This is a genomic window from Kouleothrix sp. 19917, from assembly GCF_057073505.1.
The window spans coordinates 7,401,096-7,414,895 of the sequence record NZ_CP097099.1 but is presented as its reverse complement, the minus strand read 5'-3'; the positions used below and the strand labels follow the sequence as shown (position 1 = coordinate 7,414,895).

Below are 13,800 nucleotides of genomic sequence, written 5' to 3'. Positions count from 1 at the left end.
ATACTTATATTGTACATTCTGTCACAAGCGATTGGATAGATACATGCGAGCCAGCAACGCCGACCCGAACACCCCGCCGATCATCCGCCTGGAGCGCGTCAGCAAGAGTTTTGAAGAAGCCGGCCGCGAGCGCGTGGTGCTGCACGAAGTCAGCGCGACATTTGCGCCGGGCGAATTCGTGGTGCTGATCGGCAAGAGCGGCTCGGGCAAAAGCACGCTGCTCAACCTCGTCAGCGGTATCGACACGCCCAGCTCCGGCGAGGTCTGGGTGGCGGGGCAAGACATCACGCGCCTGTCCGAGCACGACCGCACGCTGTTTCGGCGCGAACACATTGGCTTTATCTTCCAGTTTTTCAATCTTGTGCCGACGCTGACGGTGTTTGAAAACCTGCTGCTGCCCCTTGAGCTGAACGGCCGCACCGCCCAGCGCGACCGCGACAACGCGCTCGATCTGCTGCGGCAGGTGGGCCTGGCCGACCGGCGCAACGCCTACCCCGACAAGCTTTCTGGTGGCGAGCAGCAGCGCATTGCGGTGGCGCGCGCCCTTGTGCACGACCCGCAGCTTGTTCTGGCCGACGAGCCAACCGGCAACCTCGACACCGAAACCGGCCAGCAGGTGCTTGATCTGCTTGACGAGCTGACGCGCCAGGCTGGCAAAAACCTCCTGATGGTCACGCACAGCCCCGATGTGGTTGGTCTGGCCGACCGCGTATTTCGCATGACCGAAGGGCATTTAGTAGAAGAAGCGAGCGCGCCGCAGCCCGCCAGCAACGGCCACGCGCCCACGGCCGATGACGAGAATGACGTGCTGTGGAAGCTGCTTAGCACGGATGCCTGATGCGCGTGAACGCGCAGGGGTTAGGGGACGGGAATAGGGATTAGCGATTGCAATGCTGATGTTCCTGATTTCCACACTGCTTTCAGATCAATCGGACGGCTTATATATGTGAGAAGGCTTTCGCGAGCCAGAAACACCCTGACTTCTGACTCCTGACTCCTGACTTCTCCTCTAGGTACTACATGACACCAACCCTGCTGAAAACCTCGTGGCGGCACCTGCTCAAACACCCCTGGCAGATCGGCCTGGCGATCCTGGGCGTGGCGCTGGGCGTCGCCGTGGTCGTCTCAATCGATCTAACGAATAGCAGCGCCCGCCGCGCCTTTGCGATCTCTACCGAAACGATTGCGGGCCGCGCAACCCACCAGATCGTTGGCGGGCCGAATGGCCTGGACGACGACATCTACCGGCGTTTGCGCGTCGATCTGGGCGTGCGCAGCTCCGCGCCAGTGGTGGAAGGCTATGCCGCCGCGCCCAATCAGCCCGGCCTGACGCTGCACATCCTTGGCGTCGACCCGCTGGCCGAAGGGCAGTTTCGCCCCTTTCTCAGCCCGTCCAACGCCGGCCCAAACAGCGATCTGACAGCACTATTCACCCAGCCGGGCGCGGCCTTGATGTCGGCTGACACGGCGCGCGCCTATGGGCTGAAAAGCGGCGACAGCTTCCCAATTCGTGTGGGGTCGCGCACCGAAACTGCCACGCTGGTGGCGCTGCTTGAGCCGCAAGATGATGCTGCACGCCGCTCGATCGACAGCCTGCTGGTGGCCGATGTTTCCACCGCGCAGGAATGGCTCGGCATGGACGGCAAGCTCACGCAGATCGACCTCATCCTGCCCGATGGCGACGCCGCGCAACCCGTTCTCGACCGCATCGCGACGATTTTGCCCGCTGGCCTGCGCGTCACCCGGCCAGCCCTGCGCACCCAGGCGATCGAGCAGATGACGGCGGCCTTCGAGCTGAACCTGACGGCGCTGAGCCTGCTGGCCCTGATCGTTGGCATGTTCCTGATCTACAACACGATCACCTTTTCGGTGGTGCAGCGGCGCGGCTTGCTCGGCACCCTGCGCTGCATTGGCGTCTCGCGTCGGCAGATTTTCGCGCTGGTACTGGGCGAGGCAGTGATCGTGGGCGTGGTTGGCGCGCTTGCGGGCGTCGCGCTGGGCATCGCGCTCGGGCGCGGCCTGATTCAGCTCGTCACGCAGACGATCAACGACCTCTACTTCACTGTCTCAATTCGCAATGTCGAGATCAGCACTGGCCCGCTGGTGAAAGGTTTTCTGCTGGGCATGCTCACGACGCTGGCGGCTGCCGCCGTGCCCGCGATTGAGGCGACCTTTACGCCGCCGCGCACGGTGCTGCGCCGTTCGTCGTATGAAGATCGTGTGCGGCGGATTGTGCCACTGGCCGGCGCGCTGGGTGTGGGCCTTCTGCTGCTCGGCGGGGCGCTGCTGCTCATCCCCAGCAAGAGCATTGTGCTAAGCTTCAGCGCCCTGTTCGTGCTCACCATCGGCGCGGCGGCTGTGACGCCCATGGCGGTGCTGCTGCTGATGCAAGTTGCCCGCCCGCTGATGGGCCGGCTGTTTGGCCTGCTTGGGCGCATGGCCGCGCGCGACGTGATTGCGACGCTCAGCCGCACCTCGGTGGCAATCGCGGCCCTGATGATCGCGGTGTCGGTGACAATTGGCGTGGGCCTGATGGTTGGCAGCTTTCGGCAAACCGTGGTGAACTGGCTCGATACGACCCTGCGCGCCGATGTGTTTGTTTCTGCGCCGGGTGTGTCGAGCAGCCGCCTCGACGCGCCGCTGCCCGCAAATGTTGTGCAGGAAATCAGCGCCGCGCCGGGCGTTGAGCGCGCGCGCCGCTACCGCAGCGTCACAATTGAAGGGCAGTTTGGCCCGCAGCTGCTGGTCGCGCTGGAAGTCACCACCGACCGCGACCGCAACTCGTTTCAGTTTTTGCAGGGCAACCCCGCGCAGGTCTGGCCGGCTTTTGCGCAGGGGCAGGTGCTGGTGTCCGAGCCGCTGGCGTTTCGCTATGATCTCGCGCCGGGCGGCACAATCTCACTGCTCACCGAGCAGGGCGAGCGCCCGTTCACGATTGCGGGCGTGTATTCCGACTATGGCTCCGACCAGGGCGTGGTGATGATCGATCTGCCGCAGTATCAGGCGCTGTGGAACGACCAGCAGATTTCGTCGCTGGGCGTCGACGCCGCGCCCGGGCAGGATGTCGATGCGCTGGTGCGCGATCTGCGCACGCTGGTTGGCTCCGACCAGGTGCTGAATATTCGCTCGAACCGCGCGCTGCGCGAAGCCTCCATCGAAATTTTCGACCGGACCTTTGCGATCACAACCGTGTTGCAGCTCCTGGCGACGATTGTGGCGTTTATTGGCATTCTGGCCGCCCTGATGGCCTTGCAGCTCGAACGCGCACGCGAACTGGGCATGCTGCGCGCCACAGGCCTGACGCCGCGCCAGCTGTGGGGCGTTGTGATCTCACAAACCGGCCTGATTGGTTTTACTGCTGGCTTGCTGGCCCTGCCCGTTGGCGTGATGCTGGCGCTGGTGCTGGTGTATGTGATCAACCGGCGCTCGTTTGGCTGGACGCTCTTGTTCCGGCTTGATGGCGGGCTGTTTGCGCAGGCCATGCTGGTGGCAATTGCTGCCGCGCTGCTGGCCGGTTTGTATCCCGCCTGGCGCATGAGCCGCACGCCGCCCGCACTGGCCTTGCGCGAGGAATAGCGCTGCGCCTGTGGCGGGGGATGGGGAATAGAATAGTGCGAATATTTTCACGTACAGCGCCCCGGCTTAGCCGGGGCGCTGTACGTGAAAAAGAAAATTCGGGGGCAGCAATGCCACCCCCGAACCCTCGCGCGGATGTACAGCAGTTTGCAGAACAATTGACTCGCGTGCACCGACACGAAATACGTGGTAGCGCGGAACATACAACGGCCTTCTGCCTCGTGCTGACTGCAAACTGCTCTGGACTTTACTTCTCTTCCGCCGGCTTCTTTATATCAGCAACCACCGCCTCAATGTGTGCCTGCGCTGCTTCGCGCTGAATCATGCGTGCCTTGATACTTGCGCCCACGCCCAGCGCCACTGCGAGCAGCACCCACAGCCACGCGCCAACCAGCGGCTGCGCGGGAGTACCAGTGTTTGGCAGGCTGCTGGGCGTTGCCAGGCGGCCACCAAGCACATAGCTGCTGAAGTGCGACAATTGCGCACATACGCGGCTATTCGCGGTATCGGGTGTTGTTGCCAGCCGCTGCCACTGATTGGTGGCAGTGTCGAGCAGTTCAATAACGAACCCGGCCGGGCTGCCGATGGCGGGGATATCAGCCGAGTTATAGTCGTAGCACAAGGTAATCGGCTGCGCGAACGTTGGGCTGGTGATCGGGTTGCCATTCGCGTCAAGCAGGGTTAGATCGGCTTGTGGGCCAAAAAAGGCCTCGCCAGCGATCGGGCCGCGCACAGCTGGGTCGACGAGCTGGATGGAAATGGCTGCGCCGGCCGAGAATGCTGCCCGCGGAATGATCAGCGTAACTGGCCCGAGTCTGCATTCAATCGTGTCAACGCCATCGGGCGCTTGCAGCAGGCATGACAGAAAGTTTTGGCCATTGCCATTGCCGTTGCCGTTGCCATTGCCATTGCCATTGCCATTGCCGTTGCCGTTGCCGTTGCCGTTGCCATTGCCGTTGCCGTTGCCGTTGCCAGTAGACGTGGCCGTTGCGGTGGCGGTGGTGCTGGGGGTAACCGGTGTTGCAGTAGGATTGCGGCGGCGCGGGGTAGGCGTGCGCGTTGCAGTGCTGGTTGGGTTTGGCCCGCCGGCTGGCGTGCGCGATGGCACGGTTTGCCCGGCTGGCGCGTCGCTTGGCGCGGCCCAGGTGGCATTAGTTGCGCCTAGCGCCAATACCCCCAGGCTTAGCGCGATGGCTGCCATCCGGCGCAGATTGCGTGGAGACAGAATGTTGTTCATCAATACGGATCCTCTCTGCTGCCGGGTACTGAATACAATATTATTTCGAATAAGAAATACTTGGCCGGCAGATGATCATTTATTATTGGCTGAATGTATAAACGCTTTATTCCGCACGATTGGTACGTATTTTTGTGAATTATTGCATATAGTAACGACTATTCGATATAGTGTATTTATAAACAGTTTAAATGCTCTGGTATATGCTGTGTAATCGAAATGTAATGCGATTATTGAATGCAAATATTACATTGTTGAAAGATACCATGATTTGTAATGTCGATCATAGTGTTTTTGTGCTGGTATATTTTATAGTTAGCATAGTCGTCTTTTACGCGAGCAACGATCATGTCAGCACAACACACTATCTCAAAACGCTCGCACTATGGTGCTGCGATCAAAGTGCGCTATCTTCTTATTATCATTGGCATAACCCTGGTTTTGCTGATGGGTCTGAAGGCCTGGCAGGTCTATACGGCGGCCCAGGCCCTGCGCGACGATTTGCGCGCGCTGGAGGATGTGGCCGCGCATCCCAGCCGCGACCAGATTGTGGCGCTGGGGCCGCTTTTGGCGCGCGCGCACGCCGACGCAGTGGCGCTGCGCCTTACCAGTGCCCCGCTGCTGCCCATTGCGCGCCACTTGAGCTGGTTGCCGGGCTATGGCGCTGACTTTGCTGCCGCGCCCGATCTGCTTGACCTGGCCGTGGGCCTGACCGATGGGGCGGAAAGTAGCTATATTGGGGTGATGCCAGCCCTGCGCCCACTGGCGAATGGCGAGGTGGCCGGCACCACGCTGATGCAGCGCCTGGAAAATGCCCAGCCCGACCTGCTGCGCGCCCAGCAGTCGCTGGCGCAGGCGGCCGAGGCGTGGGCGCGCGTGCCCCAGGCGCAGCTTTCGCCCGAGCTGCGCGCGCCACTAGCCCGCGTGGACGAGCTGCTGCCGGCTGCGCGCGATGGTGTGGCAATTGCGCTGGCGCTGCCCGATTTACTGGGCGCGCATGGCCGCCACGACTACCTGGTTGTGGCGCAAAACCCCGACGAACTGCGCCCAACCGGCGGCCTGATGACGGCGGCCGGCGTGCTGGGGGTTGAGCAGGGGCGCGTGGTGGAATTTAGCCTGGCCGACTCGGGGACGATCACCAACCTGGCGGCGAATGGCCCCTACCCCGACGCACCCGCGCCCTTGCAGCGCTATATGGGCATCGATCTGTGGACTTTCCCGGATGCCAACTGGTCGCCCGACTTGCCAACAGCGGCGGCCACAATCAGCGATTTGTACGGGCGCGGGCAGAACCGCAGCGTGCGCGATGTGATTGCGATCGACCCGGCTGGCTTGCAGCTGCTGATTGGTGCGCTTGGCCCGCTGGAGGTCGAGGGCTCGAATGCGCCGATTACGGCGGCAAATGTGCAGGCGTATTTGCGCAATGCCGTGTTCTTTGGCGTGCAGCAGAGCGGCAATGCCGCTGCCGATGCGCCGTGGTGGGTGCAGCGCAAGCAGTTTCTGGCACCGCTGGGCCGCGCATTGCTTGCGCGCGCCGAGCAGGGCGGCGCGCAGATCGATTGGCTGCTTGTGTTTGGCGCGCTGCGCCAGGCCTTCGACGAGCGCCACCTTCAGGTGGTGGTGCAGGAGCCAGCGGTGGCCGATGCCATGTACAACCGTGGCTGGGATGGGGCGGTGCGCGCCGTCGATGGCGATTTTCTGCTGCTGAACGCGGCTAATATGGGCTACAACAAGGTTTCGCTGCTGGTTCAGCAGTCGATCTCCTACACTGCCGACCTGAGCGCACCCGAGACACCAATTGGCGAGCTGACATTGCGCCAGCGCAATACGGCCAGCGGCGTGCCCGAGTGCGATCAGCGGCGCGGCCTCAACGAGATTGTGAGCGCCAAACGCTACGAGGATTTGATGGCCGGCTGCGCCTGGATCTACCAGCGCGCGCTGCTTCCCGAAGGCAGCCAACTCATCGCCGCGCTTGGGGTGCCGACCCCGGCCGCCTGGCTGCTGAGCGGGCAGGCCGACAATGGCGCGGTGACGCTGGAACCTGGCGATGCGCGCACCAGCGCGCTTGCGACGATGCTGGTGATCCCGCCTGGCGAGGCGCGGCGTATCTTTGCGCGCTACCATTTGCCGGCTGCGGTGCTGACGCAGGACGATCAGGGGTGGCACTACCAGCTTACGCTGCAAAAGCAGGCTGGCACGCCGCCACTGCCCGCCACGGTGCGCGTGCGTATGCCAAAGGGCGCGGTGCTGCTGTCTTCCAGCATGCCGCTGGCCCGCCAGGAAGGGCAGGATCTGGTGTTTCAGCTCACGCTGAGCACTGAACAAACGCTGACAGTTGATTTTCGGCCCGCAGCGGGGCAGTAAGCAGGATGCAGTTGGCAGGAAGCAGCGAGGAGTCAGGAGCCTGGCTTCAGAAGTCAGTGTATTGGCGGTTTTGAGCCTGTTTGCAGGCACGCCAGAATGTTATTGCGGTGGACGCGAAGCCTGGCTGACTCCTGATTTCTGTCTTGCGTCTCGCGTCTCCTGCGGGAGGCCCTGACCCCCGGCCCCTCTCCCATTGCGAAGGAGAGGGGAGGGAGCAATGCCAGTACACAGCTGTTGCGAGGGCGAGGGGAGGAGTCAGGCATGCCAGATGGTTATTGCGGTTGACGCGAAGCCTGGCTGACTCCTGCCCTCCCGTCTTTTGTCTCCCGTCTCGTGTCTTCTGTGCCCCCTAAATACTTCCCCGGTTGGGCCGTTCTAAACGGAGCAACAGCAAAGCGAAGCATCTCGCGGTCATTTCGGCCAGAGATGCTTCGCTTTATTTAACCTGGCAGGCGAGAAAATGATGAGCACAGGGAAAAGACCATGACACCGAGCAGACGTACCTGATGATGCCTGTGTCGCGTCTCCTGTCCCGCGTCTCCCGCCTCGTGTCTCGTGTCTCGCGTCTTCTGACTCCTGACTCCTGTTCCCTACGCCGCCGCCTGCACCGAGCCACTCAGCACCACCACAATGCGTCGAATCTCGTCCGGTTCGGGCAGGCGCAGGCCGTGCTCGATTTCGGCGAGCAGGCGGGCCGGCAGTGCCGTGCGCTGTGCCAGTTCCGTGTATGTCATGCCGATGCTGCGGCGCAGCGCGCGAATGTCGTGCTCGGGCGTGGCCGCCACAGCGGCTCGCGCCGGGCGAAACGCGGCCAGCCAGCTGCGCCGCGCAGGCGCGGGGGCTTCGGCAGCCAGTGCGGGCAGGGCTGGTGCGGGCGCTCCAATAGGTTTAGGCGCAGCAGCAGGCTTCGCAGCGCGGGCAGGAAAGGCCTCGGGCAGGGCAGCAGGCTTCGCAGCAGCGGCAGGAAAGGCCTCGGGCGCGAGCGCCGGCGTTTGTGCCGGGCGGCGCAGGCCGGGCAGCGCCACTGCGCGCACCATGTAGATGGCAAACGACACAAACGCCACCGCCGAACCACCCCAGATCGCCCACGACGAAAGCTGCCGCAGCTGGGCGTTCTGGCTCGTTGCGACATAGGGCATAATCAGGAACAGGCAGATATTTGTCATACCGTGCGCCAGCGTCACACCCAGGATCGAGCCGCTCCAGCGCACCATAAGCGCAAATGCCATGCCGACAGCGAACACAAACACCACGTCGAAGACTGACAGGTAGCCAATATGCAGCGCGGCGAATAAAAGCGAGACATACAGGATCGCCCAGCGGCCCAGCGCGGGCGCTGCCAGCGATTGCAGCACGCCGCGAAAGATCAGCTCTTCGGTGAAGCCAGTGGAGATTGCCAGCAGCAGGCCGGCAAACAGCAGCGAGGCCCACGAGAAGCTCGCCAGCAGCGGCGCGGGCGCGAGAATAAGATATTCGGCTGCGCCCAGGCCAAAGCCGCCGCCAACAAACATCAGCTGCAGCAGCAGATTGCCGGGCTTCAGGCCTAGCTCGGCGCGTTTCATGCGCAGCTGGTGAATGATGACAAAGGTGGCAAACAGAAGCGGCACCGCGACAATCGGGTACCAGGCCAGGCGCGGCAGTTCGGCCAGCGGCAAGGCCAGGGAAAGCAGGCGAATCAGTGGCGCGAGTGCCAGGCCCAATGCCAGGCGGCGCTCGGCGGTTTCGTTGCCCAGCGCGGCATAGATCGTTAACCCCACCAGCAGCAATGCGTGGGCGAACATGCCAATTTGCACGCTGGCCAGCGAGGTCAGCAGCTCGGCAGTGGTAACCAGCAGCAAAATGCCCCAGAGCAGCAGGCGCGAGCGCCGGGCCATGGCTGGCGAGAGCAGGTGTGGCGTTGCAGTGTTTGGTGGTGTGCTCATACTATTACCCCTGTTTACACAGCGCTGGCCTACGCGATATGAATGCGTAGGCCAGCAGCAGGGCGAGACAAAAGAAGGAAACTAGCGCAGAACGTCAGCAATTTTGAAGCCCACCGTCACCACAAACACAATCACCAGTGGCACGATCGCAACATTCAGGGCGCGGCTCAGGCGGCGGGCGCGCTCGCCATTCAGGCCGCCGATAATTTCTTTCTGTATCAGCAGGGCCAGCATCGTCAAAATCGCGATCAGCGCCAGCGAGGCGGCTGCCACGGCTGTGACGGTGGTGGTCGTAGTGGTAACAGTCGTAATCATAAAGCCAATTTCTCCAGCAATGTCGTTTTTTGGTAGTGTGCGGGCTGGTTGTAGCATACGCGAAAGCGGGATACCAATCAATCGTTCAGATTACACCAAGCTTGCGAAGTTGTTTTTAATTCGTTAACAATCTGTATCACTCTCGCCAAGTGTGCATCCCTGCTCACATACATAACGCCGGCTTCAAACAAAAGGATACCCACTACGTTGCTTAGGTTTTTCATGTCTGGATAGAAGAGTTGCGCTGCGCTGCTGCCCTTGAATATGCCTGAGTGTTTCAGGAAAGCCGCCGCCGCCCCAGGCGATGCAGGCGCGGGTTGCCAATGACATAGTGTGAAATGAGCTTGTATGGGTTGCGCAGGCTTGGAAAGCATGTCCAGACAATATGCAGCCGCTCGCGCCAGCTTTCGCGCGCCCACAGGTAGAAGAAGGGCTTTTCGTCGAGCATTGCGTCGGGGGCAATCGGGCGAAAAAGGCTCCGCGCAACATCGGCCGCAAGCCGCACTGCACCAGCATCCAGCTCTGCTTCGGCCACAACTACCTCGGGCATTGGCGCACCACACAGCTGGTGGGCCAGCAGCAAGCCGATCAGTACCATGCGCGTGCTTTGGTACGAGCGCGCCAGCCCAAAAACGCGCGCCCAGTTGAGCTGGGGCTGTGTGCGCAGCAATGCGGCAATGTCGCTGATCCACAGGAGCCGCTCCCAGGCATGTTTCCCGCCATGCACGCACAAAATAAGCAGTAAATCTTCGGGCGTGAAGGCGCGAACGGAATGATGCGCCAACTCGGCGCTGCCCAGGCGCGCCCACCATGCATCCACATCGGGTGGGAAAGCGAAGGGTGTTTGCATCACGCGCCACTGCAGTTCGACAACGAGCTTGTTGCCTGGGTGAACAAAGGCAAAATCGTTATGCTCCTCCAGGTAGCGCTGTTCTTCCTGCGCAGAAAGCTGAAGCGCCGGTTCAAAGCCTTGCGCCAGCATCAGCTCGCGGGCGCGGGCGAAATCGCACTGGCGTATCAGCAGATCTAAATCGCCGGCTGGCCGCAGCGCAAGGTCGCCATAGGCATAGGCCGCCAGTGCCGGGCCTTTGAATGGTATTGTGGGGATGCCCGCCGCTTCAAGCAGCTTGCCAAGCTGCACCATGGTGCCTGCCAGCAGCAGCGCTTCGTGCACGCCACGCCCGTAGCGCTCGTAAAGGGGCGCGAGCGCGGGCAGGCTGGCTGCTTCGGCGGGCAGCGCGCGGCACAGCAGTGGCGTAATGCCATGCCGTTCGGCAAACTCAAGCATTTGCGCGCCCTGCGCGGCATTCAGCGCTGCCGCGCTTGAGGCCAGGATGCGCTCGCCGCGAATACTGGCGAGTAGGAGCCTGGCCTCGGGTGGCGCGGCATACAGCGCGCGCTGCCGAAGATTGACGGACAACCTTTTCACGATGCGGTGGCCTCCAGATGCGACGATTCCAGAATGTCGCAGCAAATGCTGAGTCATAGTTCGTTGGCTTCTGCGTGTGCTGCGATGCTGTCGTCGTAGTCTGCCCCGCCGCTGGCCACAAGCGCGGTGCCCTTTCCCGCGATGTGTCGCCGGTAGCCGAGCCAAAATGTTTCGCCTGAATTCAGCCAGGGCTGGCGGCCCAGGATCCAGATAGCGTGCCTGGTATCCGCTTCTGGCTGGCTGCCCGGGCCATAGCTTGCCACCGCTGTGCCTGGCCCAAACTGGAACGAGAAGTAGAGCAGCACTGCATTGAGCTGGCCGCTGGCCGTGGCCGCCGCTGGCGCGCTGCTGTCGATGATCCAGCTCTTGTCGGCACTGAGATCAATGTCGCCAAGCTGCACGGGCGCGGCGATTGCCTGCCAGCCCTGCACATCGGTGGTGCTGGCGTGAAACAAATGGTTGACAGGGCTGGCAACATCGACAAACGGGCTGAAATCAATGCCATACCAGGCGCGCCAGTTTGCGATTGTGGCGGGCATGAATGTGTGTTCGCTCAGCACATCGGCGGGCAGGCTGAGTGGCAGGCCAAACACCTGTAGACGCGCGGGTATCAGCGCCGCTGCCGGCTTGAGGTAGCGCGCGCGCACCTGTGCAAACGCCCGCAGGCCATATTCGCCGTGCGGGTAGCTAATCAGCGTTTCGTCGATCAGGGCATCGGCGCGCTCGGGGAGGCTGGCAAGCTCGTCGGCGCTTTCCAGCAGCGTGATACGGCCAGCCACACCGCTTGCAGCTATCATCGCGCGGGCGGTTTCGCCAAGCGTGCCGCTTTCGATCGTATACACATGGCGCGCGCCAGCTTGCGCGGCGGCAATCGCAAACATGCCCGTTCCGGCATTCATATTCACCACAATATCGCCAGGTTTTACCACTTCGCGAATGCCACGCAGCATGCCTTCCACCATTGGCCGATTGTTCAGCAGTTCGACTTGCGCGGGTGTTGCGAAATAGCCGAACTCGCTGGCATCGCTGGCGAGGGAAGTGTTTGATTCGTCGCACAGAATGCCGGCCTGGTAGAGCTGCGCCAGCGTGTTGGTCAGGTCGATCCATTCCTGGAAGCCAGCAATTGGCCCGCGCAGCAGTGCCAGGGCTGCGCCAAGCGTGCGCGGCTGGGCAAAGGCATCCAGAATTGCCAGTGTGTGCGGCCCGCTTTCCATGCTGCCGTCGGGCGTAATGATGTGAACGACATTGTTCGACTCGGCCCGCAGCTGCAAGGGTGTATCGGTGCAGCGCAACAGGGTGTGTTGGGCAAGTTTCATTTTTTCTGTTCCTTGGTACGTTTCAACTGCTTGCCTGCTTAGGCAGGTGCGCCATTTGGCACAGTAAGCTGTGCTTTTTGCCTGCGGCAGCAAGGTAGAAACGATTATTTTTGTGTGCAATTGTTCGGCGCTATGCGCCGAACAATTGCACACAAAGGGAAAATTGAGTAAGCGCGGTTCCCGAACGTGATGCAGGGCTGCCGCCTGCGGTGAGTCTGCCAAACCAAAGGTTCAGGGAGCCAAACGCGTCATTTGGCGGCCCGACAAGCATTTATTCGCGCTCAAGGCTGACGCCAGCGCGCGCATTGGGCACGCGGTAGCGGTAGCTCAGGGTAAATTGTTCGCCCGTATGGAGCATGCGCGGCTCGTCGACGATCCAGAGCGGCGTGTAGCGGAAGCTGTCGCGCGCGACACGGGCCGGGTGGAGCGAGAAGGAGCTGCCTGGCCCCATTTGCACTTCAAAATACACCAGCAAGCCATTCAGGTAGCCGTCGGCAGTGGCAATGACAGGCACAGACACGTCGATCATCAGTTCCTGAATATCCATCAGCTCCCATTCAGTCAGCAGCACCGGCTCGCTCAGGGTTGGCCAGTCGCGCGCGGCATAGGGGCGCACGCTCTGCAGGGTGCCATTGAGCGCGTTGTAATCGCCCGCGCCGAGTGGGCCGAAATCGAAGCCATACCATTCGTGCCAGCGCTGGGCTTGTTCGGTGGTGAAAATGTGCTGGCTTAGCTCGGCACGCGGCACCGTCAGCGGCAGGCCAAACACCTTGACCTTGCCCGGCACGATTTTCGCGCCGGGTTTGAGCAGGCGTTTGCGCGCATCGCGCATCACTTCGAGCACGAAATCGCCGGTTGGCTCGCTGCCAACCATTTCGCTGATCAGGACATCGGCGCGCTCGGGCAGGGTTACTTGCGATCCCCAGCCATGCACAAGTGTAATACGGTCGGCCAGGCCGTTCGCGGCAAAGGCTTCGCGCGCCAGCCGCCCAATGCCACAGGCTTCGATCGCGTAGACATGGCGCGCGCCAGCCTGCGCGGCGGCAATCGCGAAAATGCCGGTGCCAGTGCCCATGTCGATCACGACATCGCCGGGCTTCACCACTTCGCGGATGCCGCGCAGAAAGCTTTCGACGCGCAGGCGGTCGTTGAGCATATAGACATGAATGGGCGCGGAGTCGTAGTTGGCGTTGCCGGCGCGCAGAAATGGCCCCATGCTGGCGGCTTCGCGCAGAATGCCACTGCGATACAGCTGCTCGATTGATTCGAGGATGGAAGCGCGCTCGCTGGCATGCGCGCCGGGCGGCACAAGCGCGTCGAGCACCGCGCCAATCGAGCGGTCGCGGTAGAAGGCGCCCAGAATGGCCAGCGCATGCTTGCCGCCCGCGACGGTGCCAGCTTCGCTGAAGATGTGGGTGCTGCCATCGGCGCTGCGATGGATTTCAAGGTCGGGAATTCGCTGCAACTGGGTGTCAAAAGCAAGATCGGGCATTTGTTTTTCCTCTCGGGGAGTTTCTTACTCTTTTTACAACATGTCAGGGCGTATGCAATTAGTTGTTTGGCTGCACAAGGCCGCGCTTTGCCTGCGGCAGCATGGTACTTGCCGATTTTATTGGCTGCGGTTTTTCCGCGCGAAGCGCG

At 62.0% G+C, this 13,800-nt stretch carries 9 protein-coding genes; 3 read left to right on the top strand and 6 right to left on the bottom strand.

Translation table 11 applies throughout. From position 1 onward, the window contains the following. The first annotated feature begins 43 nt into the window (after positions 1 to 43). Positions 44 to 838 (top strand): ABC transporter ATP-binding protein, encoded by a 795-nt coding sequence (locus M1P90_RS29875; RefSeq protein WP_483699352.1) that lies wholly within the window; start codon positions 44 to 46, stop codon positions 836 to 838. 182 nt (positions 839 to 1,020) lie between these two features. Beyond that, positions 1,021 to 3,576 (top strand): FtsX-like permease family protein, encoded by a 2,556-nt coding sequence (locus tag M1P90_RS29870; protein WP_483699351.1) that lies wholly within the window; start codon positions 1,021 to 1,023, stop codon positions 3,574 to 3,576. 247 nt (positions 3,577 to 3,823) lie between these two features. Here M1P90_RS29870 and M1P90_RS29865 read toward each other — a convergent pair whose 3' ends face one another. Then, positions 3,824 to 4,813, bottom strand: a complete 990-nt coding sequence (locus M1P90_RS29865) for a hypothetical protein (RefSeq protein ID WP_483699350.1) — start codon at positions 4,811 to 4,813, stop codon at positions 3,824 to 3,826. 348 nt (positions 4,814 to 5,161) lie between these two features. Here M1P90_RS29865 and M1P90_RS29860 point away from each other — a divergent pair, with 348 nt between their 5' ends. Then, positions 5,162 to 7,177: a DUF4012 domain-containing protein gene (locus M1P90_RS29860; RefSeq protein ID WP_483699349.1), complete on the top strand. Its 2,016-nt coding sequence runs from the start codon at positions 5,162 to 5,164 to the stop codon at positions 7,175 to 7,177. A 590-nt stretch (positions 7,178 to 7,767) separates the two neighbouring features. Here M1P90_RS29860 and M1P90_RS29855 read toward each other — a convergent pair. The 5 genes from M1P90_RS29855 to M1P90_RS29835 form a co-directional block, all read right to left on the bottom strand. Beyond that, positions 7,768 to 9,099, bottom strand: a complete 1,332-nt coding sequence (locus M1P90_RS29855; protein ID WP_483699348.1) for a CPBP family glutamic-type intramembrane protease — start codon at positions 9,097 to 9,099, stop codon at positions 7,768 to 7,770. An 81-nt stretch (positions 9,100 to 9,180) separates the two neighbouring features. Continuing rightward, entirely contained in the window at positions 9,181 to 9,414 is a 234-nt protein-coding gene (locus M1P90_RS29850) for a hypothetical protein (protein ID WP_483699347.1), read from the bottom strand. A 277-nt stretch (positions 9,415 to 9,691) separates the two neighbouring features. Next, on the bottom strand, positions 9,692 to 10,843 hold the full coding sequence (locus tag M1P90_RS29845) for a nucleotidyltransferase domain-containing protein (RefSeq protein ID WP_483699346.1): 1,152 nt from the start codon (positions 10,841 to 10,843) through the stop codon (positions 9,692 to 9,694). 53 nt (positions 10,844 to 10,896) lie between these two features. Further along, positions 10,897 to 12,159: an SAM-dependent methyltransferase gene (locus M1P90_RS29840; RefSeq protein ID WP_483699345.1), complete on the bottom strand. Its 1,263-nt coding sequence runs from the start codon at positions 12,157 to 12,159 to the stop codon at positions 10,897 to 10,899. 271 nt (positions 12,160 to 12,430) lie between these two features. Continuing rightward, complete coding sequence (locus tag M1P90_RS29835) at positions 12,431 to 13,651, bottom strand: 50S ribosomal protein L11 methyltransferase (RefSeq protein ID WP_483699344.1); 1,221 nt, start codon at positions 13,649 to 13,651, stop codon at positions 12,431 to 12,433. Positions 13,652 to 13,800 lie beyond the last annotated feature (149 nt).

Bases quoted from the DNA above. Each gene is read 5' to 3' on its own strand.
- M1P90_RS29865 (WP_483699350.1), bottom strand. From the start codon at position 4,813: ATGAACAACATTCTGTCTCCACGCAATCTGCGCCGGATGGCAGCCATC.
- M1P90_RS29835 (WP_483699344.1), bottom strand. From the start codon at position 13,651: ATGCCCGATCTTGCTTTTGACACCCAGTTGCAGCGAATTCCCGACCTT.
- M1P90_RS29840 (WP_483699345.1), bottom strand. From the start codon at position 12,159: ATGAAACTTGCCCAACACACCCTGTTGCGCTGCACCGATACACCCTTG.
- M1P90_RS29855 (WP_483699348.1), bottom strand. From the start codon at position 9,099: ATGAGCACACCACCAAACACTGCAACGCCACACCTGCTCTCGCCAGCC.
- M1P90_RS29860 (WP_483699349.1), top strand. From the start codon at position 5,162: ATGTCAGCACAACACACTATCTCAAAACGCTCGCACTATGGTGCTGCG.
- M1P90_RS29875 (WP_483699352.1), top strand. From the start codon at position 44: ATGCGAGCCAGCAACGCCGACCCGAACACCCCGCCGATCATCCGCCTG.
- M1P90_RS29870 (WP_483699351.1), top strand. From the start codon at position 1,021: ATGACACCAACCCTGCTGAAAACCTCGTGGCGGCACCTGCTCAAACAC.
- M1P90_RS29850 (WP_483699347.1), bottom strand. From the start codon at position 9,414: ATGATTACGACTGTTACCACTACGACCACCACCGTCACAGCCGTGGCA.